A 23,909-nucleotide genomic window follows, 5' to 3' on the forward strand; every position below is an offset into this window, starting at 1 on the left:
GAGGGGGGCTCCGGAAGGTCGGCAACCGGTCGGCCCAAGGGGGGACCAGGGCCGGCCGGGGTCACCTGGGGGCGAGCCTCACTGGTAGCTGATGTCGGAGGCCTTGAACTTGCAGCTCTTGCCGTCCGGGCCCGGCGGCTTCAGCTCGGTCGGCTCCTTGCCCGTGTTGTTGCCCTTGAAGCGCACACACGTCTTGATCTTCTTCTTGCTGTCGCCGTGGATGCGGATCTTCGACAGCGTGGCCGTGTCGCCGTAGTTCTCGTTCACGCCGACGATCGAGTTCATCGGCGCCGTGACGTCGATGTCATTGAGCACGACCGTGCGCTTGTACTGCGTCCCGCAGTTGCCGCAGGAACGGACCAGCTTGCCGGCGTTCTGCACCTGGAAGCCCGAGACGTTCAGCGTGCCGGCGCCGTTGAACTGCAGCACCTTGTCGTCGGCGTTCTTCGCGCCGCCGCCGATCACCTTGTACACCGCCGAGGCGGACTTGCCCTTGAAGCTGGCCGCGTCCTCGCCGACGTCCAGCCACCACACGTTCTGCAGCGTGCAACTGCCCTTGCAGTGCACGCCGTCCGCGGCCGGGGTGCCGATGATGACGTTCTTCAGCGTGGCGCCGTCGGCCAGCTCGAAGAGAGGCTTCTGGCCCTCGGTCTGGCTGTCGTCGCCCAGCGCGCCGCTGCCGTAGAACCTCTTCATCCCGCCGTCGCGGACACCGGAGACCGGGATGGTCTTCGACACGGGCTCGCTGCCCTTTTCGGCGGGCCAGGAGGACGCGGCGCTGGCGGTGGAGAGCATCGACGTGGTGACGATGGCCGCTCCCGCGATGCCGAACGCCGACAGTCCGGCGATCACCGCCCGCCGCTTGGTGACCCGGCGGCGATGGCGGACGCGCTGTTCTGCTGGTGCAGTCATGTACCGATTCCTCGAATGGGGGGTGACTCTTTGCGCGTTGTGGTCGTCACCGGTGAGGAAAGGGTTGCCGCGTCTTCAGATCTTTTTCACGCGCGTCCGTCAGACCCGGTCGGCGTCGCCGGCCAGCCAGCCGCCGCCCGTGGCGATGCCGCCGTTCGGCTCGGGCGTGCCGAAGGGAGGCGTGTCCTGCCGGCAGGTCGTTCCGACGGGCGGCAGGGTGCCGTCGATGAGGTAGCGGCTCTCGTGGTCCTGGACGCACCTGCTGGGGTTGAGCAGCGCCGTGTGCCCGTACCCGTCGTTGGTGAGCAGCCGGGCGTCGGCCAGTTCGGCGGCCATGGCCTTCGCGGCCGTGTAGGGCGTGGAGGGGTCGTAGATCGTGCCGACGACCAGGATGGGGTGTGCCGTCGGCCTGTTCCACGGGCCGCGGTAGCGGTCGGCGGCGACCGCGGGCCAGGTGGCGCAGCCCTCGGAGGCCCACGTCCAGAAGCGTCCGGCGACCCCCGTGCGGGCGGCGCTGTCCTCCTCGAAGGAGTGGTAGGCCTCGGGGTCACGCGGATTGGGGCTGTCGCCGCAGAACACGGCGGCGCCCTGTTCCTCGCCCGTGTACGGACTCGGGTTCGGCACCGGCGGCGCGGGCGGCGGCGTGGGCGGCTGAGGGGTGCGGCCCCGCCACAGGTCCTGCAGCCGGCCGGCGAGTTCCGTCCACCCCGGGTGGACGATGTAGAGGCTGTTCACCACGTCGGAGACGGTGGCGGAGTAGGTGTACGAACCCACCGGCTCCTCCCTCAGCCGCCCCAGCAGCCGGTCGAACTTGCTCCGGGTCGCCTTCGGGCTGCCCGCGGAGAAGGCGCAGCGGTCGGTGCCCGTGGACCCGCACAGTTCCAGGAACTTGTCGATGGTGGACGCCGCGCTGCGGTCGGAGCCCAGGCGCAGGAATGTCGGGAGCCGGGCGTCGTCGGAACCGCGGTTCGTCCAGGCCTGCGGGTCCCAGTTGCTGTCCAGCACCAGAGCGCGGACCCTTTCCGGATACAGGTTGGCGTAGGTGGCGCCCAGGAACGTGCCGTAGGAGATGCCGAGGTAGGTGAGCTGCGAGTCCCCCACCGCCCGGCGGAGCCCGTCGAGGTCGCGGGCGGTTTCGGCGGTGGACACATGGCGCAGGAGCTCGGGGTTCCGCCGCTCGCAGCGCCGGCTCAGATCCTTGTACGCCTCGATCCAGGTCGCCCGCTCCCGCGCGCCCACCGGGAAGCCCACGGCGTGGCCGCCGGCCCATTCGGCGGCGGCCTCCGGGCTTCCGAAGCAGTTCACGGCGGTGCTGTTGCCGATGCCGCGCGGGTCCCAGCTGACGATGTCGAACCGCTCACGCACCTCGCGCGGGAACTTCTCGTAGTTCTGCGGCATCTGGACCGTTCCCGGGCCGCCGGGTCCGCCCGGGTTGAAGAACAGGCTGCCGACGCGCCGGCCGGGGCCGGTCGCCTGCCGCCTGACGACGGCCAGGTCGATGGTGCGGCCGCCCGGGTCGTCGTAGTCCAGGGGCACCTTCGCGGTCGCGCAGTCGTACGGGCTGCCCTGGACGCAGGGTCTCCAGTCCAGCCTCGGGGCCGGCCCCGAGGGCGCGGGCCCGCCCCCGGCCACGGCGAGGTGCTGCCCGGTCAGCACGGTCGAGCAGGTCACCAGCGCGGCGACGACCACGGCGCCACGCCGTCGGCTCACCCTCGGTCCGGATATGTGCATGGTCGCTTCCTCCACGGCCGTGAGCCCGGCGCCCGTACGCGCTGGAGGCCGGCCCGCGTCCTTGTCCACGGCACCCCGGCCCGGTGCCCCGCGCGAGCCGGCCGAGGCCGAATGGCCGAACGGCCGAACGGGCGACCTACGAGTCGCCCCCGGCGTCGTCCGCGGCGTCCGTGTCGCCCTCGTCGTCCACGGCCGCGAAACCGCCGCCCACCGAGAGTCGGTCCGACCCGGCGGCGGCCGTCACCGTGTAGCGGTCCTTGCCCGCGTCACGCCCCCCGCGGTCATGGTCGAACTGGCCCGCGAACACCCACTCGCCCGCCGGGACCTTGCGGCCCTCCTTGAGGGTCCAGGTGTAGACGAGGGAGCCGTCCCGCTCGCCCACCGTGAGAGTGAAGTCGTTCTCGGGCAGTGACCGCCAGGCGCCCGCGTCGGAGACCCCGCCGCTCTGGGCGACACGCAACCGCACGGTCAGCGCGGTCAGTTCCTCGCGGGTCTTGATCGTGATGTTGCTCTGTGCCCAGAAGTCGTTGCTGTGCGGGTCGACCGAGCCGTCCGACCACAGCGGCCCGTCCTCGGTGGCGGCGGGCGGCCGCGCGGTCACGGAGGCGCTCGGCTTCCCGGAGGGCGGCGGGGCGGACTCGCGGCGCTCCGGCGAGGAGGTCGGCGTGGGGTCCACCGGTGGCACGGGGGCCCGGCTCGTCGCCTCCGGCGACGGCGTGGGCGTGGGCGTCGGCGACGTCGCCACCTCCTGCTGCGGCGGGGCGGCCTCGTCCTTCACCGCGGAGGCGACCGCGTAACCGCCCACCGCCAGCACGCCCGCCACCGCAGCCGTCGCACCGGCGACCCGCATCCAGCCGAACACCGGCGGACGCGTCGCCCGGTGGGCGGACACGGCCGGACCGGCCATGCCGCGCTCGACCCGGGCCAGGATGCTCTCCCGGTCGGGCTCGTGCCCCCCGGCCGCCTCGTGCAGCCGGGCGCGCAGCTCCTCGTGCACGTCCCGCCGCATGGTCATCGGTCCCTCCCTCCGCCCTCACCGGTGCGCGCCCGCAAGCCCTCCACGGCGGGTGAGCAACGGGGCGCCCCCACCGCCGCGTGCATGCGCTGCGGCACTCCCTTGGTGCCCAGCAACCGCTGCAGTTCGGCCATTCCCTTCGAGGTCTGGCTCTTCACCGTACCCACCGAGACGCCGAGGGCGAGCGCGGTGTCCTTCTCCGACAGGTCGAAGGCGTGCCGCAGCACCACACAGACCCGCTTGCGGAACGGCAGCCTGCGCAAAGCTTCTTGGACGTCGACGACGCCCGCGACGTCCGGGTTCTCGATGTTCTCCTCGCGCTGCGACCAGAACAGGGCGACGCGCCGCCGCTCGCGCACGGCGCTGCGGATGCGGGTGCGGGCCAGATTGGCGACCACACCGCGGGCGTACGCCGCCGGATGGTCGGCGGCGCGCACCCGGTCCCAGCGGTGCCACAGCGCCAGTAACGCGTCCGCCGCCAGATCGTCGGCGGTGTCCGACTCGCCCGTCAACAGGTAGGCCAGGCGGGACAGTTCGGCGTAATGGCGCTCGAAGAAGGCGTGGAACTCCACGGAGGCGGCGTCGTCGACGACTGTGCCCACGGGCGACCTCTCCTCGCAGCGGCTTCGGGCACTCCCGGGGCGGGGGCGCCTGTGCGTGTCATGTAGATGACATGTGATCATCCGGGGGAGGCCCGGACGAGATCGGGAAGCGTAGCAGCGTTCGTCAGGATGGTTCGTACGGAGCTTCGAACAACGTATGGCGGGCCGGACTTCGATTCCGTAACACGAAGAAAACCTGAACGTGGTTCAACGCGAGGAAAATCCAGCCAGCACCCGCACACCGATCACCCAGGCATCAAGGAGCACTCGTCATGTCCGAATCGCAGAAGGTGGCCGACCGGTCCGACGCCGCACCACCAGCGGTGAACAGCGTCGACCGGTTCTTCAAGATCTCCGAGCGGGGGTCCACCTTCGGCCGTGAGATCCGCGGCGGCTTCGCCACGTTCTTCACGATGGCCTACATCCTTGTCCTGAATCCCATCATCCTGGGCAGCGCGAAGGACAAGTTCGGGCACCAGCTGGACGCCGTCCAACTCACCACCGCCACCGCCCTGGTGGCCGCGGTCATGACGATCATCATGGGCGTGGGCGGCAATCTGCCCCTCGCGCTCGCCGCCGGACTCGGCCTGAACGCCGTGGTGGCCTTCCAGATCGCCCCGCTGATGAGCTGGGACGACGCCATGGGCCTGATCGTTCTCGAAGGCCTGCTGATCTGCGTGCTGGTGGTGACCGGTCTGCGCGAGGCCGTCATGCACGCCATACCCCAGCCGCTCAAGCAGGCGATCAGCGTCGGCATCGGCCTGTTCATCGCCTTCATCGGCTTCGTCGACGCCGGGTTCGTCACCCGCATCCCGGACGCCGCGAACACCACCGTGCCCGTTCAGCTGGGCGGCACCGGCACCCTCACCGGCTGGCCGATGCTCGTCTTCTGTCTCGGCCTGCTGCTGACGATCGGCCTGCTCGCCCGCAAGGTCAAGGGCGCCATCCTGATCAGCATCGTCGGCATGACGGCGGTGGCGATCGTGATCAACTCCCTCGCCGACATCAAGACCTGGGGCCTGACCACACCCTCCTGGCCCGGCAACCTCGTCGACACCCCCGACTTCGGACTCATCGGCGACTTCGACCTCTTCGGCGCGTTCAGCGCCCCCGGCGTCGGTGTCATCACGGTCGTCCTGCTGATCTTCACCCTGATCCTGTCCGACTTCTTCGACACCATGGGCACGGTCGTCGGCGTCAGCGCCGAGGCGGGCCTGCTGGACGAGGAGGGCAAGGTCCCGAACCTCGGCCGGGTGCTGCTGATCGACGGTGCCGCGGCGGTCGCGGGCGGCGCGGCCTCGGCCTCCTCGGCGACCTCCTACATCGAGTCGGCGGCCGGCGTCGGCGAGGGCTCGCGCACCGGCTTCTCCAACCTCGTCACCGGCGGCATGTTCGCCCTCGCGCTGTTCCTGACCCCGCTGCTCACCATCGTCCCGCTGCAGGCGGCCGCCCCGGCCCTGGTCGCCGTCGGCTTCCTGATGATGACCCAGGTCAAGCACATCGACTGGGACCGCTACGACATCGCCATCCCCGCGTTCCTCACCATCGCCGTGATGCCCTTCACCTACTCCATCACCAACGGCATCGGCGCCGGCTTCCTCGCCTACGTCGTCATCAAGACCGTGCTCGGCAAGGCCAAGGAGGTCCACTGGCTGTTGTGGGGCACCTCGGCGCTGTTCGTCGTGTACTTCGCGATCGACCCCATCGAGCAGCTGCTCGGAGCCAAGTAGGGCCTGGGGCAAGGCGAAGGGCCGCCCCCGGGGGGAAGGGGGCGGCCCATCTGTCTGTAGAGACGGCTTTCGTACGGCGAAGGTTCAGTCAGAGGTTCAGTCCTTCAGCGCCGCTTCCATCATCGCCTTGGCGACCGGCGCCGCCAGGCCGTTGCCGCTGACCTCCGAGCGGGCGGCGTTCGACTGCTCGACCATGACCGCCACGGCGACCTCCTTGCCCGACGAGTCGGACTTGCCGTACGAGGTGAACCAGGCGTACGGCACCTGGCTGTTGTTCTCGCCGTGCTGGGCGGTGCCCGTCTTGCCGCCGACCGTCGCGCCCGCGATCCGGGCGTTCGAGCCGGTGCCCTTGTTCACCACCGTCTGCATCGCCGACTGCAACTGCTCGGCCGTCGAGGAACTGACGATCTCCTTCGAGTCCGCCTCGTCGTCGTAGTCCTCCAGCACATCACCGCCGCTGTTGGTGATCTGCGAAACCATGTGCGGCGAGACCAGCTTGCCGCCGTTGGCGATGGCCGCCGACACCATGGCCATCTGCAACGGGGTCGCGGTGACATCGAACTGGCCGATGCCCGTCAGGGCCGTCTGCGACGGGTACATGTCCGACGGGTACACGCTCGTGTAGGCCCGGACCGGCACATCCAGCTCGTCGTCGTTGAAGCCGAACTTCTCGGCCATCGCCTTCACCTTGTCCTGGCCCAGCTGGACGGCCATCTTCGCGAAGACGTTGTTGCACGAGTACTGCAGCGCCGTGCGGATCGTGGCGTCCGTGCAGGGCGCGCTCGGGTTCTCGTTCGACAGTTCCTTGCTGGTGCCCGGCAGCGTGTACGGGTCCGGGCTGTCGGTCTTGTCGTCCACCGAGTCGTACAGCCCGTCCTCCAGCGCCGCCGCCGCCACGACCAGCTTGAACGTCGAGCCGGGCGGCAGCGGCTGCCGCAGCGCGCGGTTGGTCAGCGGCTTCTCCGGGTCCTTGGTGAGCTTCTTCCAGGCCACCCCCGCCGTGTTGGCGTCCGTCAGTGACGACGGGTCGTACGACGGGGTCGACACGACCGCCAGGAGTTTCCCGGTCTTCGGGTCGATGGCGACGGCGCCGCCCTTCTTGTCGCCGAGCGCGTCGATCGCCGCCTTCTGCACGCCCGGGTCGATCGTGGTGACCACGTTGCCCGGTTCGGCCCGCTGGTTGGTGACGGTGTCCATCACGGACTTCAGACGGTTGTCCGTGCCGTTCAGGAGGTCGGTGTAGATGCCCTCCAGCTGGGTCGGCGCGTACGCCTGCGAGGCGTAGCCCGTCACCGCCGCGTACCGCTCGCCGTCCGTGTACGTGCGCTTGTACTTGAGGTCGCCTGTCTTCGTCGAGGTCGAGCCGGTGACGGACCGGCCGCCCACGATGATGTTCCCGAGCGGCGCCGAGTACGTCTCGATGGCGTTCCGCCGGTTGTCCTTGTCGTCTGCGAGCGCCTGGCCGTCGTAGAACTGCACCCAGGTCGCCCTGACCAGCAGAGCGAACACAAGGAGCAGCGCGAAGACCGATGCGCGCCTGATCGTCTTGTTCATCCCGAACATGAGGACGAACCAGGAGGGGCGGATCGTTCCCACCCGTCCCGTTTTCTCATGGGGCGTTAAGAAAGCCCGCCTCGTACGCCGCGATGACCGCCTGCGTACGGTCCCGGGTGCCCGTCTTGGCCAGGACCGCCGCCACGTGCGACTTCACCGTGGCGGGGCCGACCTCCATCCGGCGGGCGATCTCCGCGTTTCTCGAAGGTCGTCACGACCACGATCCGGGGCGGCTCGTCCAGCAGCACGGACAGACCGTTGATCACGGCCATGCCGGATCGGTCGTCGAGCAGGGCGCTCCCCTCGGGGATGCCGATGTGACTTCTGGCGATCCAGGCGGCCTTGAGCCCGAGGCACGGCAGACAGGAGAGGACAGCGACGGCCGCGACGGGAGGTCGCTCAGCCCTCCAGGATCAGCACCGTCTCGTCGATCTCGGCATCCCGGGCCCGGGCGTACCCCCTGGCCGCCGCCACGGCACGGAACCCGCACTTCTCCAGGACGCGCAGCGACCCCACGTTGTCCGAAGCCGCCCGCGCGTAGAGGGGACGCTCGTCCACCTCCGCCACCAGCGCCCGCAGAGCGTCGGTCGCGATGCCCTTGCCCCAGTACGCGCGGTCGACCCAGTACGTCACCTCGCGCTCGCCCGGCTCCCCGTACACCGCCGCGCTGCCGACCACGTCACCGTCCGCCAGCACCGTGCGGACCACGGCGGACGAGGAGCGGATCCTGGCCCAGTGCGCGTCGAAGGCGTCCCGGTCGGCGGGGTCCTTGGGGGTGAAGGCGGCCATGTGCAGCGCCTCGGGGTCGTTCATCTGCCGGAAGAAGACCGGCAGATCGCTGTCGTGGATCTCGCGCAGCTCGACGTTCATGCCTCAGAGCCTACGGGTGGCCAGTGTCAGCCGGTCCCGTGCGTCGAACAGCGCGTCCTTCACCAGCTGTTCGTGCGCCGGCGTCAGCCGGGCCACCGGCACCGAGCAGCTGATCGCGTCCCGCGCCGGAGTGCGGTACGGGATCGCCACGCCGAAGCAGCGCAGCCCCAGCGTGTTCTCCTCGCGGTCCACGGCGAAGCCCTGCTCCCGCACCTGGTGCAGCTCCTCGATGAGCTTCTCCCGGTCGGTGATCGTGTGCTCGGTCAGCGCGGGCAGCGTCTCCGGGAGCATCTTGCGGACCTGCTCGTCCGAGTACGTGCTCAGCAGCGCCTTGCCGAGGGACGTGGAGTGCGCGGGCAGACGCCGGCCGACCCGGGTGAAGGGGCGCAGATAGTGCTGCGACTGACGGGTGGCGAGGTAGACGACGTTCGTGCCGTCCAGGCGGGCCAGGTGGATGGTCTCCGTGGTGTCGTCCGAGAGCCGGTCCAGCGTCGGGCGGGCCGACGCGACCACCTCGTCGCCGTCGATGTACGACGTGCCGACCAACAGGGCCCGGACGCCGATGCCGTACCGCGTGCCCGTCGCGTCCGTCTCCACCCAGCCCAGCTCGACCAGGGTGCGCAGCAGCATGTACAGGCTGGACTTGGGATACCCGACGGCCTCCTGGACCGCCGCGAGGGAGTGCATTCCGGGCCGGCCGGCGAAGTACTCCAGCAGTTCCACGGTCCGCACCGCGCTCTTGACCTGCGCACCGCCGCCTGTCTCGCCTGCCGACATCGCCTGTGACCCCTTCGTTCGACGAGATGCTGGAGTTATAGTCTCCGACAGCATTCATCATCAGAGACAGCGTTCAGTATATCGAACATCCCTGGTGATGACGTACATACTGCGGCATTGCATGCGGCAACGAATGTGGAGGGACCCGCGGTGGCAGCAGCACCAGTCTGGAGTGTCGACCCCCGAACCGGGAAGCAGCGCGAGCAGGTTGCGGTGGAGGCCACAGCCCAGGAGGTGGACGCCGCCGTCCGGGCCGCGGACGAGGCGCGGGGCGCACTCGCCGACCGCGCCGTCCGCTCGGCCTTCCTGCGCACCGCCGCCGACGAGCTGCAGGCGGCCAAGGACGGTCTCGTCGAGACCGCCGACGCCGAGTCCGCGCTCGGCCCGGTCCGGCTGACCGGCGAACTCGCCCGCACCTGCTTCCAGCTGCGGGCCTTCGCCGACATAGTCGACGAGGGCGCCTTCCTCGACGTCGTCATCAACCACCCCGACGACACCGCGACCCCGCCGATCCCGGACCTGCGCCGCTACAAGGTGCCGCTGGGCGTCGTCGCCGTCTACTCGGCGTCGAACTTCCCCTTCGCCTTCTCGGTCGCGGGCGGCGACACCGCGAGCGCCCTCGCCGCCGGCTGCCCGGTCGTCGTCAAGTCCCACCCGGACCACCCGGCGCTGTCCGAGTACGTCGCCGTGGTGCTGCGCCGGGCCGCCGCCCGGCACGGCATCCCCGAGGGCGTCGTCGGTCTTGTGCACGGCTTCGAGGCGGGCGTCGAGCTGATCAAGCACCCGCTGGTCGCGGCGGCCGGCTTCACCGGCTCGGTGCGCGGCGGCCGGGCCCTCTTCGACGCGGCGGCCGCCCGCCCCGTCCCGATCCCCTTCCACGGCGAGCTGGGCTCCCTGAACCCGGTCGTGGTCACCGAGGCCGCGGCCGCCGAGCGCGCCGAGGCGATCGGCGCGGGCCTCGCCGGTTCGATGACGCTGGGCGTCGGCCAGTTCTGTGTGAAGCCGGGCCTCGTCCTCGCCCCCGCCGGCGCCGCCGGTGACGCGCTGCTGAAGTCCCTGACCGACGCCGTCAGCGACACCGACGCCGGAGTCCTGCTCGACCACCGCATGCGCGACAACTTCGTCGCCGGTGTCGCCGAGCGCGCGCGGCTGGCCGACGTGGAGTCCCCGGTCACGCCCGGCTCGGGCGGCGACCACACCGTCAGCGCGGGCTTCCTCACCGTCCCGGCGAGCCGGCTGGCCGCGGAGGGCGAGCACGACCTGCTCCTGGAGGAGTGCTTCGGGCCGGTCACCGTGGTGGCCCGCTACGAGGACGACGCCGAGGTGAAGGCGGTGCTGTCGCGGCTGCCGGGGAATCTCACGGCGACGGTGCAGCTCTCCGAGGAGGAGGCCGCGGGGGAGGGCCGGGGTTCCGAGATCCTGGCGGAGCTGACGCCGCTGGCCGGGCGTGTGCTGGTCAATGGGTGGCCGACGGGTGTGGCGGTCGCGCCCGCGCAGCATCACGGGGGGCCTTACCCGGCTACGACCTCGACGTCCACGTCGGTGGGTGGTACGGCGATCGAGCGGTGGCTGCGGCCGGTGGCGTATCAGAACGCGCCGTCTGCTTTGCTGCCCGCGGAACTGCGGGACGAGAACCCGCTGGGGCTGCCTCGGCGGTTCAACGGGCGTCTGGAGCGGTAGCGCCGTAGGGGTGCGGTGAGTTGCGGGCTGCCGGTTCGTTGTGGTTGATCGCGCAGTTCCCCGCGCCCCTTGCGGTGTGACCTGGAAGAGTTGGTTGGATGGATCTGGAACTCTCCGAACTTCCTTTCGGGCTGCGTACGTATGGGCCTGATGGCCACTGGTCGTATGAGGACGGTGTGCTCTCCGGGTGGGCCGGGCCCCGGCAGGACCGGTTCGTGCCGCCCACCGGTGAGGGGCTGGACCCCGCCGCCGACGCGCCTCGGCTGCTCGGGGCGCCCGAAGGGGACTTCCAGCTGATCGCCCGGGTCACGGTGGGGTTCGGTGCGGCCTTCGACGCGGGCGTGCTCTACGTGCATGTCGGGGAGCGGGCCTGGGCGAAGCTCTGCCTGGAGTACTCCCCGGACGTCCCCACCGTCTGCACGGTCGTCACCCGGGGCCACTCGGACGACGCCAACTCCTTCACCGTGGAGGGCAGTTCCGTCTGGCTGCGGGTGAGCCGCACCGGCCGGGCCTTCGGCTTCCACGCCTCCCGGGACGGCGAACACTGGACCTTCGTCCGCCTCTTCACCCTGGGCGAGGAGAAGGAGACGGGCGCGGCCCTGGTCGGCTTCATGACCCAGTCCCCGATGGGCGAGGGCTGCGTGGTGACGTACGACCACATCGAGTTCCGCCCGAACTGGCCGAAGGACCTGCGGGACGGCAGCTGAGGCCCGCCGGGGAACCGGCGCTCCGGCCGGGCGCGTCCTCCGTTCCATGATCAGGGACCGAGTGACCCCAGACCGTGTGATCCGCACCGTGCTGCCCGCCGAGGTGGCGGACATCGTCGCGCTGCACGCGCGGGCCCGGGCGACGTACTACCCCGACGGGCTGCCGCAGGACGGCACCGACTGGACCGCCACCTGGCGCACCGCCGTCGCACGGCCGGACGGCCGCGTGCTGTGCGTCGTGGAGGCGGGCCGCATCATCGGCCTGGCCTCCTTCCGCACCCCCGGGGACGCCCCGGCGGACACGGTGAAGCTGTTCCAGTTCCACGTCGATCCCGAGCACTGGCGCCGTGGTGTCGGGGCCGCCCTGCACACCGCCTGCGTCGAGGAGTGGCAGGCCGACGGCAAGCGGGCGGCCGCCCTGGACGTGCACGTGGACAACCGGCGGGCGCAGGGGTTCTACCGGCGCCAGGGATGGGTGCCGGAGCCGGCCGGGCAGGGCGAGCACCATCTGCGGATGTGGTTCGCCCTGGCCGGGGAATGAACCCTCCTGCTTGAACGTTCATGCACTCGGCGGAGGGAGTCTCCGTACCCGTACGAGCTGGAGAGAGCCGAGACATGCGCGTCGAGATCTGGAGCGACATCGCCTGCCCCTGGTGCTACGTGGGCAAGGCCCGCTTCGAGAAGGCGCTGCGGGACTTCCCGCACCGCGACGAGGTCGAGGTCGTGCACCGCTCCTTCGAGCTGGACCCGGGCCGCGCCAAGGACGACATCCAGCCCGTGATCACCATGCTCACCAGGAAGTACGGGATGAGCGCCGCGCAGGCCGAGGCGGGCGAGGACAACCTGGGCGCGCAGGCCGCCGCCGAGGGTCTCGACTACCGCACCCGGGGCCGCGACCACGGCAGCACCTTCGACATGCACCGCCTGCTCCACCTCGCCAAGGAACACGGCCGCCAGGAGCAGCTGCTCGACGCGCTGTACCGGGCCAACTTCGCCGAGGAGCGCTCGGTCTTCGGCGAGGACGAGCGGCTCGTGGAGCTCGCCGTGGCCGCCGGGCTCGACGCGGACGCCGCCCGAGAGGTGCTCGCCGACCCGGAGGCGTACGCCTCCGAGGTCCGGGCCGACGAGCGGGAGGCCGCGCAGCTCGGCGCGAACGGTGTGCCGTTCTTCGTGCTCGACCGGAAGTACGGCGTCTCCGGCGCCCAGCCCGCCGAGGTCTTCGCCCAGGCCCTGACGCAGGCGTTCGGCGAGCCCGCGCCGCTGAAGATCGTCGAGGGCGGCCCCACCGACGGCGCGGACGCGTGTGGCCCGGACGGCTGTGCGGTGCCCCAGCACTGAAACCCGCAGGTCGGGGCGTACTCATAAGCGCTGCTTGGCGGCATCACGCAGATATCGGCAATGGACGGGGCGTTCCCCGGGGACGCAGAGTGGTCCCATGGAGACCTTCGAGAACCTCGTCCGTGCCGAGTTCACCCCGAAGCAGACCTACCTCAACACCGCGAGCAACGGGCTCCTGCCCGCCCGTACCGTCACCGCCCTGCACCAGGCGGTGCGGATGCGTGCCGAGGGCACGCCCCTGGGTCCCCTGTACGAGGACGTGGAGGCCGCCCGCGCGTCCTTCGCCCGGCTCGCCGGAGTGCCGGCGGAGCGTGTCGCGACCGGGGCCTCGGTCGCCGAGTACGGCGGGCTGATCGCCGCCTCGCTGCCCGCGGGCGCCGAAGTCCTCACGGCGGAGGGTGACTTCGCGTCCCTGGTGAACCCGTTCCATGTGCGCGGCGACCTCAAGGTGCGCGCCGTGCCCCTGGAGCGGCTCGCCGAGTCCGTCCGCCCCGGGACCGCGCTCGTCGCGGTCAGCACCGCCCAGTCCGCCGACGGACGGCTCGCCGATCTGCCGGCCGTGCGCGAGGCGGCCCGGGCGCACGGGGCCCGCACCTACGTCGACGCCTCGCAGTCGGCCGGCTGGCTGCCCATGGACGGTGACGCGGACGACTTCCTCGCCGCCGTCGGCTTCAAATGGCTCATGGGGCCGCACGGGGCCTCGTTCTTCGTCGCCCCGCGGGACTTCGGCGGGCTCACTCCGCTGCTCGCCGGCTGGGCCGCCGGCGAGGTCCCCTGGGACAGCTGCTACGGCCCCGTCGAGCAACTCGCCCGGTCCGCACGGCGGTTCGACATCAGCCCGGCCCTGTTCACCTACGCCGGGCTGCGCGCCTCACTGGCGCTGATCGAGGAACTCGGCGTCGACGCCGTGCACGCCCACGACCTCGCGCTGGCGGACCGCTTCCGTGCCGGGGTCGACGGGCTGGGCCACGCGCCGGTGTCCGCGCCGGGCTCGGCGATCGTGTCCGTGCCGGGGCTCGGCCACCGGCAGGGCGAGCTGAGCCGGGCGGGGATCGAGGTGTCCGACCGGGCCGGCAATCTGCGGGCCGCGTTCCACCTCTACAACACGCCGGCGGACGTCGACCGTCTCCTGGACGTCCTGTCCGGCTGAGGACATGACCGGGCCGGACCTCCCGTCCCACACGAGGAGGCCCGGCCCGGTGCTCAAAGGGGCGTCACCGCACGTCACCGCACCGGCGTGAACTCCCGGGCTCCGATGAACTCGGGTCGCCGGACCGGCGCCGCGAACGGCTCGACCGCCGTGTTCTCCACGCTGTTGAACACGATGAACACGTTGCTGCGCGGGAACGGCGTGATGTTGTCGCCGGAACCGTGCATGGCGTTGCAGTCGAACCAGGTCGCCGAACCGGCCTTGCCCGTGAACAACTTGATGCCGTGCTGCGAGGCGAACTGGCTCAGCGCCTCGTCCGAGGGCGTGCCCGCGTCCTGCATCTGCAGCGACTTCTTGTAGTTGTCCTTCGGCGTCTCTCCCGAGCACCCGAGGAACGTCTTGTGCGACCCCGGCATGATCATGAGCCCGCCGTTGGTGTCGTAGTTCTCGGTCAGCGCGATCGAGACCGACACCGTGCGCATCCGCGGCAGACCGTCCTCGGCGTGCCACGTCTCGAAGTCCGAGTGCCAGTAGAAGCCACTGGCCCCGAAACCCGGCTTGACGTTGATCCGCGACTGGTGGACGTAGACGTCCGAGCCGAGGATCTGCCGCGCCCTGCCGACGACCCGCTCGTCGCGCACCAGCCTGGCGAACACCTCGCTGAGCTTGTGCACCTCGAAGACCGTGCGGATCTCCTTGGACTGCGGCTCGACGATCGACCGCTGGTCGGCCCGCATGTCCGGGTCGTGCACCAGCCGGTTCAGCTCGTTCCGGTAGACCGCGACCTCGTCCTCGGTGATCAGCTCCTCGATGGCGAGGAAGCCGTCACGCTCGAACGACAGCAGGTCGGCCGGCGCCACCGGGCCCGGGGCGTCGGGCGCGCCCCAGACGACCGGGTCCTGGCGCGGCGTCAGCACCTCGGCGGCCCCACGACTCGGATAGAGGTCCGGCATACCGGTGGTGGTGTCGTAGGTGGCGGTCATGAAACGTCACACCTCCTCGGTGAGCAGCGGGTAAACGCCGTTCTCGTCGTGGTCCTCCCGTCCGGTGACAGGCGGGTTGAAGACGCAGAGGCAGCGGAAGTCCTGCTTGATCCGCAACGTGTGCTTCTCGTGCCCGTCCAGGAGGTACATGGTGCCGGGCGTGATCGTGTACGACTTTCCGGTCTCGTGGTCGGTCAGCTCGGCCTCGCCCTCCACGCAGACAACGGCCTCAATGTGGTTCGCGTACCACATCGACGTCTCCGTACCCGCGTACAGGACCGTCTCATGCAGGGAGAAGCCCACCTTCTCCTTGGCGAGGACGATGCGCTTGCTCTCCCACGTACCGGACGCCGACTTCACATGCCGGTCGGTACCTTCGATCTCCTTGAACGAACGGACAATCACGGTGCTGCGATGCCTCCTAGGTGAGTAATGCTCGGTTGGTGTGTCAGGCGGTCTCTCGGACGGCGCGGGCCAGCGTCCGCAGGCCCTCGTCCAGCTCTTCGGGGGTGATGGTGAGGGCGGGGAGCATCTTGACGACCTCGCTCTCGGGGCCGGACGTCTCGATCAGCAGCCCGAGCTCGAAGGCACGCTTGGCGACCTTGCCTGCGCGCTCCTTGTCGTGGAACTCCAGGCCCCACACCAGGCCGCGGCCCCGGTACTCCTTGACGTCGGCCAGGTTCTCCTCGGTGATGGAGATCAGCGCCTGCTCGACCTGCTCGCCGCGCTTGCGGGTCTGCTTCTCCATCGCGGAACCGTCGGCCCAGTACGTCTCCAGGGTCGCGGTGGCCGTGACGAACGCGGGGTTGTTGCCGCGGAACGTGCCGTTGTGCTCGCCGGGCTCCCAGACGTCGAGCTCCGGCTTGAACAGGCACAGCGACATGGGCATGCCGTAGCCGCTGATCGACTTGGAGACGGTGACGATGTCCGGCACGATGCCCGCCTCCTCGAAGGAGAAGAAGGCGCCGGTACGGCCGCAGCCCATCTGGATGTCGTCGACGATCAGCAGCATGTCCTGCCGCTCGCACAGCTCGGACAGGGCACGCAGCCACTCGGGCCGGGCCACGTTGATGCCGCCCTCGCCCTGCACGGTCTCGACGATCACGGCGGCCGGCTTGTTGAGGCCGGAGCCCTGGTCCTCCAGCAGTCGCTCGAACCACAGGAAGTCCTCGACCGTGCCGTCGAAGTAGTTGTCGAACGGCATGGGCGTGCCGTGCACCAGCGGGATACCGGCGCCGGCCCGCTTGAAGGCGTTGCCGGTCACGGCCAGCGAGCCCAGCGACATGCCGTGGAAGGCGTTGGTGAAGGACACGATCGACTCGCGCCCCTTCACCTTCCGCGCCAGCTTCAGCGCGGCCTCCACGGCGTTGGTGCCGGTCGGGCCCGGGAACATGACCTTGTAGGGCAGGTCACGCGGCCGCAGCAGCAGGTTCTGGAAGGCCTCCAGGAACGTGCGCTTGGCGGTGGTCGACATGTCGAGCCCGTGCGTGACGCCGTCACGCTCCAGGTAGTCGATCAGGGCGCGTTTCAGGACCGGGTTGTTGTGCCCGTAGTTCAGTGACCCCGCTCCGGCGAAGAAGTCGAGGTACTCATGGCCGTCCTCGTCGTACATACGGCTGCCCACGGCGCGGTCGAAGACGGTGGGCCAGCCGCGGCAGTAGCTGCGTACCTCGGACTCAACGGTCTCGAAGACACTCAGGTCGGGCTGGGTAATGGTCACGACGAATCGCTCCTCGGTACGTGGGGAAAGTCTGCGGGGTGGGGGTGGGGGTGGGACGGGAAAGTCAGTGGGGCAGCGGGCCGATGCGGTACAGGACCTCGGGGTCGTGCGGCCCGTCGGGGAACACGGCCGTGTCGAAGAGCACCTCGCGCTCCAGCCGGGCGCCGTGACGCTCGGCGAACGATGTGAACAGGCGCTCCGAGGCGGTGTTGCCCGGAGTGATGGTGGTCTCCACCGTCGTCACCCCGAGGTCGGCCACGGTCCGGGCGGCCAGACCGTCGAGCAGCGTGGCGGCCAGCCCGCGCCCGCGGTGCGCCTCGTCCACGGCCACCTGCCAGACCAGCAGGGTGCGCGGGCTGTCCGGTCGCACGTACCCGGTGATGAAGCCCATCGGTTCGCCGTGCTCGTCACGCGCCACGGCCGACGTCGCCGCGAAGTCGCGGCACCACAGCAGATAGCTGTAGGACGAGTTCAGGTCCAGAACCTTCGAGTCCTTCGCCATCCGCCACAGTGCGGCTCCGTCGGCCACGGTGGGTCGGTCGATTTGCGGGTCCGCTTGTACGGCAGTCATGTCTATTGAATTTACCCAGAGAAATTCAAAATCGCATCGCCGGACGGGGTCGCGCATGAGCCGTGACTGTGTTATCGCGCGGGCGCGAGTCTTTGGGTGTGCAGGCGGCGAGATGTCCGGTATTGCCCTGGAAATATCGGGCGAAGTGGTCACTGTGTGTAACGCGTCACAGCCATGTAATCCCCACGAGATCTGCCTGAATTTCCTCGCGGAGTGTCCCCAGAATCTCTGGGTTTAGGACCGAAGAAAGCGGGCAGAAGAATACGGGAAGCTGTTCGTTGATGAATTCTTAATATGTGTGCCAGCTTACATGCGGGATGTTGCGGATAGCACGTGTAATTCAGGCCCCGGTCACTCCGTCGATACGTTCTCGCAGGAGATCGGCGTGACCGTTGTGCCGTGCGTACTCCTCGATCATGTGAATCAGCACCCACCGCAGACTGACTTCCATCCCCGGGACCGGCCCCTCGGCGACCCGCCCGACGTGGTCCAGCGGCAGCCCCGAGCACAGCTCCCGCCCGCGCGCGACCTCCCGCCGCCAGATCCCCAGCGCCTCGTCGAGACCGCGCCCCGGATGCAGCGTGTAACCGGTCGGGTCCTCGAACAGTGGCGGGGCGTCGAGACCGGCGGTCACCCGCTGGAACCAGTTCCGCTCGACCTCGGCGAGGTGTTGCACCAGCCCGAGCAGCGTCAGCGAGGACGGCTCGGCCGACGCGATCCGCACCTGCGCGTCGTCAAGATCCGCGCACTTCAGCGCCAGCGTGGCCCGGTGAAAGTCCAGCCAGCTCTCGAGCATGGCCCGCTCGTCCCCGCTGAGGTACGGCACGGGACGGCCGTCGGGGAGGACCGGGGTGTGTTCGGCGGATGTGTCGGTGGTCATACGGTGAGCATGGCAGGGGCCACTGACATCGCTCCATCGCCACTGGCGCCGAACGGCGTCTTTCAGCCCGCCCGGCGCCACTCAGCCCGTCCGGCGCTTGAGGACGAGGCCGTCCGGCCGAAGCGGGGGTCTGGGGGGGCGCAGCCCCCAGCGGGGTCGAAGGGGCGGAGCCCCTGGAGGCAGGGACGGGAAGGGGCGGCGGGGGCGAGGAACTGAGAACCCCGGCCGACGACTACCTCAACGCCTCCTCGACGGCCCGCAGCGCGCCCTCCACATCCACCCGCAGCCCCTGCGCGGAGAGCGCGCCCCCCAGCGCCGCCAGACTCGCCCGCACCGCACCCGGCGTCGCGTCCGCCCCGTAGTGGTTGACCCGGATCATCTCCTTGGCCAGCGCACCCCCGCCGGCGGCGACCGGCAAGGCCGGGTCCGACTTCAGGGCCGTGGCCACCAGCTCCGACGCCACCACCCCGGACGGCGCCCGGAGCGTCGTGGCGACGGGCGCCGCGTCCCGGGCCTCGTACACATACGGTTCCAGTCCGCCACCGAGCGCGACCGCCCCGGCCCGCGTGGCCGCCGCGGCGGAGGCGTGCCGGGCCATCACGGCATCGAGCCCCGCCGCCTCGATCCGCTCCACGCACGCCTCGAGCGCCAGCATCTCCAACTGCGCCGGAGCGTGCGGCAGCGCCTTGCGGCCGCCGTCGATCCACCGCTCCTTCCAGTCGAGGAGCGACAGATACGACCGGCGCGGCGCCCGCGGGTTCGCCGCCATCCGGGCCCAGGCCCGCTCGCTCACCGACACCGCCGAGACACCGGCGGGACCGCCCATCGCCTTCTGCGCCCCGATCACGCACAGGTCCACGCCCCACGCGTCCGTCAGCACCGGCTCGGCACCGATCGACGCCACCGCGTCCAGGTAGAACAGCGCCCCGTGCGCCCGCGCCACCTCGCCGATCTCCGCGACCGGGTTGGTGTTCCCGGTCGCCGCCTCCGCGTGCACCAGGGACACGAAGTCGATCTCCGGGTGCTCGGCGAAGGCCTGCCGGATCTGCTCGGCCGTGACCGCCGTGTGGAAGGGGACCGCCAGGTCGACCACCGTGGCACCGCAGTCCCGCAGCCAGTCGCCGAAGGTCTGCCCGTACGGGCCGGTGATGACGTTCAGCGCCGTCGTCCCCGGACCGGCCGTCGCACGGATCGCGCCCTCCAGGGGCAGCAGCGCCTCGCCCTGCGTGATCACGACGTCCTGCTCGGTGCTCAGCAGCCGCGCCACACGGTCCTCGATCGCGGCGAAGTGGTCCGCGCCGAGCGGGGTCAGGTCCAGAAACGGGTGCGTCACGGTGGGGCTCTCTTCATTCACGGGGCGGGCGGCGTCTTCACGGGGCCGACGGCATCGAGGGTATCCGGCGGGTACGTCCCCCCTCGCAGGTGAGGTCCGCGGCTCACTAGGGTGCGGTGCATGAGCGATCGCACGGTGCTGCACGTGAAGGGACGGGTGCTCGTCGGGCCCGAGGACGTCCGCGACGAACTGTGGGTGGTGGACGGCCGCGTCTCCTACGACCGTCCCGCCGGCGCCCGCGACATCCGCACCGTCAAGGGCTGGGCCCTGCCCGGCCTCGTCGACGCGCACTGCCACGTGGGACTCGACCGGCACGGCGCGGTCCCCCAGGACGTCGCCGAGAAGCAGGCCCTGACCGACCGGGACGCGGGCACGCTGCTGATCCGCGACGCGGGTTCGCCCTCCGACACCCGCTGGATCGACGACCGCGAGGACCTGCCGAAGATCATCCGCGCCGGGCGGCACATCGCGCGCACCCGCCGCTATATCCGCAACTACGCCTGGGAGGTCGAGCCGGAGGACCTGGTGGCCTACGTCGCCCAGGAGGCCCGGCGGGGCGACGGCTGGGTCAAGCTGGTCGGCGACTGGATCGACCGCGACCTCGGCGATCTGTCGGCCTGCTGGCCCCGGGGCGCGGTGGAGGCGGCGATCGCCGAGGCCCACCGCCTGGGCGCCCGTGTCACCGCGCACTGCTTCGCGGAGGACTCCCTGCGGGACCTCGTCGAGGCGGGCATCGACTGCATCGAGCACGCGACGGGCCTGACCGAGGACCTCATCCCGCTGTTCGCCGAACGGGGCGTCGCCATCGTGCCGACCCTGGTCAACATCGCGACCTTCCCGGAGCTCGCCGACGGCGGGGAGTCCCGGTTCCCGCGCTGGTCGGCCCATATGCGCCGGCTCCACGAACGCCGCTACGACACCGTCCGGGGCGCCTGGGACGCGGGCATCCCCGTCTTCGTCGGCACCGACGCCGGCGGCAGCATCGCCCACGGCCTGGCGGCGGCCGAGGTCGCCGAACTGGTCACCGCCGGCATCCCGCCCCTCGACGCCCTGGCGGCCGGAACCTGGACGGCCCGCAGCTGGCTCGGCCGCCCCGGCCTGGACGAGGGCGCCCCGGCCGACCTGGTCGTCTACGACCAGGACCCGCGGGCCGACGTACGCGTCCTGGCGGCGCCGCGCCGGGTGGTGCTGAACGGGCGCGTGGTCGGGTAGCCGAGCGGGTGACGCGGGGGAACGTCAGTGCCGGGGGATTCGAAAACTTCCACGGTATCGCCACGTTGGAGTGAAGAGGCGTCAGATCGCTGACGTCGTACGCCGGGTGCGCGAGTCTTTCCGGGTCCCGAGCCTGCCTCTCCTGGAGTCCCACCGTGAACAGCACTTCCTTCCGCATGCCCGCACGCCGTCTGGCGACCGTGGCGACGGCCACGGCCCTCGCCGCCGGGCCTGTGGCACTGACCGGAGTGAGCCCGGCGCACGCCACCGGCGATCACGGCCGCGCGAGCGCCGTCGTCCTGCGCACCGGCCTCGACGTCTCCCTGCTGAACAAGTCGGTCGAGGCCCCGCTCGCCGTCACTCTCAACGAGGTCCAGGCCCCGCGGAGCGCCGAGAAGACCGCCCTGACCGCACGCCTGGACGGGGTGAACGGCGGACAGCCCTTCAGCGTGCTGCGCGCGGACGTGGCCGAGGCGAGAGCCACCGCGACCGCCACGAAGGCCGAGGGGAGCACCACCCTGGCCCGGGCCCGCGTCCATGTCCCCGGCCTGCCGCTGCTGTCGGTCATCGAGATCGAGCAGGTCACCGCGAGGGCCGTCTGCGAGGCCGGGAAGAAGCCCGTCGCCACGACCGACCTGCCCGGCTCGGTGACCGTGCTCGGCAAGCGCGTCACCCTCACCGCCGGCGGCCCGGTGGAGGTCAAGGTGCCGGGCGTCGGCGACGTACGCCTGGACCTCCGCGAGACGGAGACGACGACCCGCGCGGCGACCGCCACCGCCCTCGAACTCAAGGTGTCCGTCAACCCGTTGAAGCTGAACGTGGCCGAGGTGAACGGCACGCTCACCCTGGCCGAGGCGACCTGCGAGACACCGAAGGCCGCGCCCGCCGCACAGCCACCGGCCGAGCCCTCCGCCGAGCCGTCCGACGCCCCCGCCGAGCTCGAGCCGCAGGGCGCACCGGCCGAGGAGGGCCTGGCCGCGACGGGCGGCAGCTCGACGACCCCGTACGTCATGGGCGGCGCGATCGCCCTGCTCGCCGTGGGCGGGGGAGCGGTGGCCCTGGCCCGCCGCCGGGGTTGACCTCCCGGGCCGTGCCCGGAGCGTGACGGTGAACCGTCAGCCGGTCACCGCACGCTCCAGCGCCCGCAGGAACCCGTCCGTCGTCGTCCGGTCCCGTACCGCCAGCCGCAGCCACTCCTCGTCCAGGCCGGGGAACGTGTCGCCGCGGCGCACGGCGTAGCCGAGGTCGCGCAGGCGCCGGCGGACGGCCGCCGCGTGCGGCAGGCGAATCAGGAGGAACGGGCCCTGCGCCGGCCCGGCCACCCGCAACCCCGCCGGGGCGAACCGTGCGAGGCCCGCCACCAGGTGGGCGCGGTCCGCAGCGACGCGATGGGCGGCGTGGGCCGCCTCGGCCACGCCCCGGGGCCCCACGCACGCCCGCGCCGCGGCCAGCGCCGGTGTCGACACCGGCCACAGCGGCTGCGCCCGCTCCAGGTCCTCGATGGTCTCCGGCGCCGCCAGCACGTACCCGATCCGCAGCCCGGCCAGCCCCCACGTCTTGGTCAGGCTGCGCAGCACCACCAGACCGGGGACGTCGACGCGGCCCGCCAGGGCCTCGCGTTCGCCCGGCACCGCGTCCATGAACGCCTCGTCCACGACCAGCACCCGCCCCGGACGGGATAGCCCGGCGATCGTCTCCGCCGGATGCAGCACCGACGTCGGATTCGTCGGGTTGCCGATCACCACCAGGTCCGCGTCCTCGGGAACGGCCGCCGGGTCCAGCCGGAAGCCGTCCTCGGCGCGCAGCAGCACCCGGTCGACCGTGTGCCCCGCGTCCCGCAGCGCCGCCTCCGGCTCCGTGAACTGCGGGTGGACGACGACCGGCCGCCGCACCTTCAGCGCCCGTGCCAGCAGCACGAACGCCTCCGCCGCGCCCGCAGTCAGCAGCACCCGCTCCGCCGGCAGCCCGTGCCGGTCCGCCACCGCCGCGCGTGCGGCCCGCCCGTCGGGGTAGGCCGCGAGCCCGCCCAGCGACGCGGCGATGTGCTCCCGCAGCCACACCGGAGGCGTGTCGGCCCGGACATTCACGGCCAGATCGACGAGCGAGCCGCCGTCGTCCCGGACCTCCGCGTCCCCGTGGTGCCGCAGATCGTGCCCGCTCTCAGTGCGCATCCGAGTCCGCCTCCCGGTGGAGGTGCCCGGCCGCGTGGCGGCCCGTGACGGCCTCCTCGTAGCGCTCCCACACCAGGTCCAGCAGCTCCGGCTCCGGACCGATGACGCCGGCCGAGCGCACCTCGATCCCGGGGTACGCCTCCGCCCAGCCCTCCGTCGCCTGCCGCACCCGGTCCGGCTGGACGCCGGTGAACAGGAAGTAGGGCAGGACCACGATCCGACGGGCCCCCAGCCGCACGCACCGGTCGAGCCCGTTCGGCACGTCCGGCGCCGCCAGCGACGCGAACGCCGTCTCGACCCCCGCGTACCCGCGGCCCTCCCACAGCAGCCGCGCCGCCCGGTGCACCTCGGCGTTGGCGTCCGGGTCCGTGGACCCGGGCCCCACCAGCAGCACCGTCACATCGGCCCGGTCGCCCGGCCTGCGCCCGGCGGTACCGCCCAGCGCCTCGTCCAGCCGCCGTTCCAGCACGTCCAGCAGCGCCGGGTGCGGGCCGAGCGGGGGCCCGTACGTGTACGAGATCCCGGGGTGCCGTTCCTTCTCACGGGCCAGGGCCGCCCGGAAGCCGCCCTGGGCGTGACCGGCGGGCCCCAGCATCAGCGGAACGGCGGTGAAGTGCCGTACGCCCCGCTCCACCAGCTCGGTGACGGCGTCGCCCAGCGGCGGCCGCGACAGCTCGACGAAGCCGCCCGCGACGGGCAGTTCCGGGCGTCGGGACCCCAGCTCCCGTACGAACGCGCGGAACGCCTCGGATCCGGTGTCGTCGCGGGTGCCTTGGCCGGCGACGAGCAGGGCGGGAGGGGTGGTCACAGGTGCTCCTCGACGGAAGTGGGGTGGTACGGCGGGACGTTGAGCGCGGCCCCGGACCCGGCCGGACGGGTCGGGCCGGAACCCGGCTCGGGGGGGGGGGGGGGGGGGGCGGGGGGGGGGGGGGGGGGCACCCCGTATGGAAGCTGAGTCCCCTTTCGGGTGACG

At 71.3% G+C, this 23,909-nt stretch carries 22 protein-coding genes and 2 pseudogenes; 8 read left to right on the plus strand and 16 right to left on the minus strand.

What is annotated here, in order from left to right:
* Positions 1 to 78 precede the first annotated feature (78 nt).
* The 4 genes from ACZ6I3_RS04405 to ACZ6I3_RS04420 form a co-directional block, all read right to left on the minus strand.
* Positions 79 to 912, minus strand: a complete 834-nt coding sequence (locus ACZ6I3_RS04405; RefSeq protein WP_469411551.1) for a pectate lyase — start codon at positions 910 to 912, stop codon at positions 79 to 81.
* 99 nt (positions 913 to 1,011) lie between these two features.
* On the minus strand, positions 1,012 to 2,643 hold the full coding sequence (locus ACZ6I3_RS04410) for an alpha/beta hydrolase (RefSeq protein ID WP_469411553.1): 1,632 nt from the start codon (positions 2,641 to 2,643) through the stop codon (positions 1,012 to 1,014).
* A 136-nt stretch (positions 2,644 to 2,779) separates the two neighbouring features.
* Complete coding sequence (locus ACZ6I3_RS04415; protein ID WP_469411555.1) at positions 2,780 to 3,658, minus strand: hypothetical protein; 879 nt, start codon at positions 3,656 to 3,658, stop codon at positions 2,780 to 2,782.
* Entirely contained in the window at positions 3,655 to 4,260 is a 606-nt protein-coding gene (locus ACZ6I3_RS04420; protein WP_469411556.1) for a SigE family RNA polymerase sigma factor, read from the minus strand. The genes ACZ6I3_RS04415 and ACZ6I3_RS04420 overlap by 4 nt, the downstream gene beginning before the upstream one ends.
* A gap of 272 nt (positions 4,261 to 4,532) precedes the next feature.
* Between ACZ6I3_RS04420 and ACZ6I3_RS04425 the strand changes: the two genes are divergently transcribed.
* Positions 4,533 to 5,990 carry an NCS2 family permease gene (locus tag ACZ6I3_RS04425; protein WP_469411558.1) on the plus strand — a complete coding sequence of 486 codons (1,458 nt, stop codon included), beginning with the start codon at positions 4,533 to 4,535 and terminating at the stop codon, positions 5,988 to 5,990.
* A 96-nt stretch (positions 5,991 to 6,086) separates the two neighbouring features.
* On the opposite strand, the gene ACZ6I3_RS04430 is transcribed toward ACZ6I3_RS04425, so the two are convergent.
* The 4 genes and pseudogenes from ACZ6I3_RS04430 to ACZ6I3_RS04445 all read right to left on the minus strand — a co-directional run bounded on the left by ACZ6I3_RS04430 (position 6,087) and on the right by ACZ6I3_RS04445 (position 9,191).
* Positions 6,087 to 7,544 carry a peptidoglycan D,D-transpeptidase FtsI family protein gene (locus tag ACZ6I3_RS04430; protein ID WP_469411693.1) on the minus strand — a complete coding sequence of 486 codons (1,458 nt, stop codon included), beginning with the start codon at positions 7,542 to 7,544 and terminating at the stop codon, positions 6,087 to 6,089.
* Positions 7,545 to 7,599: 55 nt separating this feature from the next.
* Positions 7,600 to 7,743 (minus strand): annotated as a pseudogene (locus tag ACZ6I3_RS04435) (response regulator transcription factor); the annotation flags it as partial.
* Positions 7,744 to 7,943: 200 nt separating this feature from the next.
* Positions 7,944 to 8,414 (minus strand): GNAT family N-acetyltransferase, encoded by a 471-nt coding sequence (locus tag ACZ6I3_RS04440; RefSeq protein ID WP_469411559.1) that lies wholly within the window; start codon positions 8,412 to 8,414, stop codon positions 7,944 to 7,946.
* Between the two features lie 3 nt (positions 8,415 to 8,417).
* Positions 8,418 to 9,191: an IclR family transcriptional regulator gene (locus ACZ6I3_RS04445; RefSeq protein ID WP_189730338.1), complete on the minus strand. Its 774-nt coding sequence runs from the start codon at positions 9,189 to 9,191 to the stop codon at positions 8,418 to 8,420.
* Between the two features lie 150 nt (positions 9,192 to 9,341).
* Here ACZ6I3_RS04445 and ACZ6I3_RS04450 point away from each other — a divergent pair, with 150 nt between their 5' ends.
* The 5 genes from ACZ6I3_RS04450 to ACZ6I3_RS04470 all read left to right on the plus strand — a co-directional run bounded on the left by ACZ6I3_RS04450 (position 9,342) and on the right by ACZ6I3_RS04470 (position 14,066).
* On the plus strand, positions 9,342 to 10,871 hold the full coding sequence (locus tag ACZ6I3_RS04450) for an aldehyde dehydrogenase (NADP(+)) (RefSeq protein ID WP_469411561.1): 1,530 nt from the start codon (positions 9,342 to 9,344) through the stop codon (positions 10,869 to 10,871).
* 98 nt (positions 10,872 to 10,969) lie between these two features.
* Positions 10,970 to 11,578, plus strand: coding sequence for a DUF1349 domain-containing protein (locus tag ACZ6I3_RS04455; protein ID WP_311124971.1), 609 nt, complete (start codon positions 10,970 to 10,972; stop codon positions 11,576 to 11,578).
* 46 nt (positions 11,579 to 11,624) lie between these two features.
* Positions 11,625 to 12,119, plus strand: coding sequence for a GNAT family N-acetyltransferase (locus ACZ6I3_RS04460; protein WP_469411564.1), 495 nt, complete (start codon positions 11,625 to 11,627; stop codon positions 12,117 to 12,119).
* A 74-nt stretch (positions 12,120 to 12,193) separates the two neighbouring features.
* Positions 12,194 to 12,916, plus strand: a complete 723-nt coding sequence (locus ACZ6I3_RS04465) for a DsbA family oxidoreductase (RefSeq protein WP_469411566.1) — start codon at positions 12,194 to 12,196, stop codon at positions 12,914 to 12,916.
* A gap of 97 nt (positions 12,917 to 13,013) precedes the next feature.
* On the plus strand, positions 13,014 to 14,066 hold the full coding sequence (locus ACZ6I3_RS04470) for an aminotransferase class V-fold PLP-dependent enzyme (protein ID WP_469411568.1): 1,053 nt from the start codon (positions 13,014 to 13,016) through the stop codon (positions 14,064 to 14,066).
* A gap of 74 nt (positions 14,067 to 14,140) precedes the next feature.
* Here ACZ6I3_RS04470 and thpD read toward each other — a convergent pair whose 3' ends face one another.
* The 6 genes from thpD to ACZ6I3_RS04500 all read right to left on the minus strand — a co-directional run bounded on the left by thpD (position 14,141) and on the right by ACZ6I3_RS04500 (position 19,553).
* A complete protein-coding gene (thpD, locus tag ACZ6I3_RS04475) occupies positions 14,141 to 15,049 on the minus strand; it encodes an ectoine hydroxylase (protein WP_469411570.1) in 909 nt (302 codons plus the stop codon).
* 6 nt (positions 15,050 to 15,055) lie between these two features.
* Complete coding sequence (locus ACZ6I3_RS04480; RefSeq protein WP_184599670.1) at positions 15,056 to 15,454, minus strand: ectoine synthase; 399 nt, start codon at positions 15,452 to 15,454, stop codon at positions 15,056 to 15,058.
* Positions 15,455 to 15,497: 43 nt separating this feature from the next.
* Positions 15,498 to 16,769 carry a diaminobutyrate--2-oxoglutarate transaminase gene (ectB, locus tag ACZ6I3_RS04485; RefSeq protein ID WP_184599671.1) on the minus strand — a complete coding sequence of 424 codons (1,272 nt, stop codon included), beginning with the start codon at positions 16,767 to 16,769 and terminating at the stop codon, positions 15,498 to 15,500.
* Positions 16,770 to 16,833: 64 nt separating this feature from the next.
* The gene (ectA, locus tag ACZ6I3_RS04490; RefSeq protein WP_189730324.1) at positions 16,834 to 17,340 is read right to left on the minus strand and encodes a diaminobutyrate acetyltransferase; all 507 of its coding nucleotides are present in this window, start codon (positions 17,338 to 17,340) and stop codon (positions 16,834 to 16,836) included.
* 340 nt (positions 17,341 to 17,680) lie between these two features.
* Positions 17,681 to 18,220: a DinB family protein gene (locus ACZ6I3_RS04495; protein ID WP_469411573.1), complete on the minus strand. Its 540-nt coding sequence runs from the start codon at positions 18,218 to 18,220 to the stop codon at positions 17,681 to 17,683.
* Between the two features lie 232 nt (positions 18,221 to 18,452).
* A complete protein-coding gene (locus ACZ6I3_RS04500; RefSeq protein WP_469411575.1) occupies positions 18,453 to 19,553 on the minus strand; it encodes a pyridoxal-phosphate-dependent aminotransferase family protein in 1,101 nt (366 codons plus the stop codon).
* A 120-nt stretch (positions 19,554 to 19,673) separates the two neighbouring features.
* Between ACZ6I3_RS04500 and ACZ6I3_RS04505 the strand changes: the two genes are divergently transcribed.
* Positions 19,674 to 20,765 (plus strand): amidohydrolase family protein, encoded by a 1,092-nt coding sequence (locus ACZ6I3_RS04505; protein ID WP_469411577.1) that lies wholly within the window; start codon positions 19,674 to 19,676, stop codon positions 20,763 to 20,765.
* 155 nt (positions 20,766 to 20,920) lie between these two features.
* Positions 20,921 to 21,844 (plus strand): SCO1860 family LAETG-anchored protein, encoded by a 924-nt coding sequence (locus tag ACZ6I3_RS04510; protein WP_469411580.1) that lies wholly within the window; start codon positions 20,921 to 20,923, stop codon positions 21,842 to 21,844.
* 36 nt (positions 21,845 to 21,880) lie between these two features.
* Here the strand turns inward: ACZ6I3_RS04510 and cobC are convergent, their stop codons facing one another.
* Together cobC and ACZ6I3_RS04520 are read right to left on the minus strand one after the other, a co-directional pair.
* Positions 21,881 to 22,936 (minus strand): Rv2231c family pyridoxal phosphate-dependent protein CobC, encoded by a 1,056-nt coding sequence (gene cobC / locus ACZ6I3_RS04515; RefSeq protein WP_469411582.1) that lies wholly within the window; start codon positions 22,934 to 22,936, stop codon positions 21,881 to 21,883.
* Between the two features lie 40 nt (positions 22,937 to 22,976).
* Positions 22,977 to 23,744: pseudogene (locus ACZ6I3_RS04520) on the minus strand (sirohydrochlorin chelatase); the annotation flags it as partial.
* Between the last annotated feature and the right edge of the window lie 165 nt (positions 23,745 to 23,909).

It is taken from the genome of Streptomyces sp. NPDC041940 (assembly GCF_055589465.1).

Coding starts and splice junctions, on each gene's coding strand:
- ACZ6I3_RS04405 (WP_469411551.1), bottom strand. CDS start 912: ATGACTGCACCAGCAGAACAGCGCGTCCGCCATCGCCGCCGGGTCACC.
- ACZ6I3_RS04410 (WP_469411553.1), bottom strand. CDS start 2,643: ATGCACATATCCGGACCGAGGGTGAGCCGACGGCGTGGCGCCGTGGTC.
- ACZ6I3_RS04415 (WP_469411555.1), bottom strand. CDS start 3,658: ATGACCATGCGGCGGGACGTGCACGAGGAGCTGCGCGCCCGGCTGCAC.
- ACZ6I3_RS04425 (WP_469411558.1), top strand. CDS start 4,533: ATGTCCGAATCGCAGAAGGTGGCCGACCGGTCCGACGCCGCACCACCA.
- ACZ6I3_RS04430 (WP_469411693.1), bottom strand. CDS start 7,544: ATGAACAAGACGATCAGGCGCGCATCGGTCTTCGCGCTGCTCCTTGTG.
- ACZ6I3_RS04440 (WP_469411559.1), bottom strand. CDS start 8,414: ATGAACGTCGAGCTGCGCGAGATCCACGACAGCGATCTGCCGGTCTTC.
- ACZ6I3_RS04445 (WP_189730338.1), bottom strand. CDS start 9,191: ATGTCGGCAGGCGAGACAGGCGGCGGTGCGCAGGTCAAGAGCGCGGTG.
- ACZ6I3_RS04455 (WP_311124971.1), top strand. CDS start 10,970: ATGGATCTGGAACTCTCCGAACTTCCTTTCGGGCTGCGTACGTATGGG.
- ACZ6I3_RS04460 (WP_469411564.1), top strand. CDS start 11,625: ATGATCAGGGACCGAGTGACCCCAGACCGTGTGATCCGCACCGTGCTG.
- ACZ6I3_RS04465 (WP_469411566.1), top strand. CDS start 12,194: ATGCGCGTCGAGATCTGGAGCGACATCGCCTGCCCCTGGTGCTACGTG.
- ACZ6I3_RS04470 (WP_469411568.1), top strand. CDS start 13,014: ATGGAGACCTTCGAGAACCTCGTCCGTGCCGAGTTCACCCCGAAGCAG.
- thpD (WP_469411570.1), bottom strand. CDS start 15,049: ATGACCGCCACCTACGACACCACCACCGGTATGCCGGACCTCTATCCG.
- ectA (WP_189730324.1), bottom strand. CDS start 17,340: ATGACTGCCGTACAAGCGGACCCGCAAATCGACCGACCCACCGTGGCC.
- ACZ6I3_RS04495 (WP_469411573.1), bottom strand. CDS start 18,220: ATGACCACCGACACATCCGCCGAACACACCCCGGTCCTCCCCGACGGC.
- ACZ6I3_RS04505 (WP_469411577.1), top strand. CDS start 19,674: ATGAGCGATCGCACGGTGCTGCACGTGAAGGGACGGGTGCTCGTCGGG.
- cobC (WP_469411582.1), bottom strand. CDS start 22,936: ATGCGCACTGAGAGCGGGCACGATCTGCGGCACCACGGGGACGCGGAG.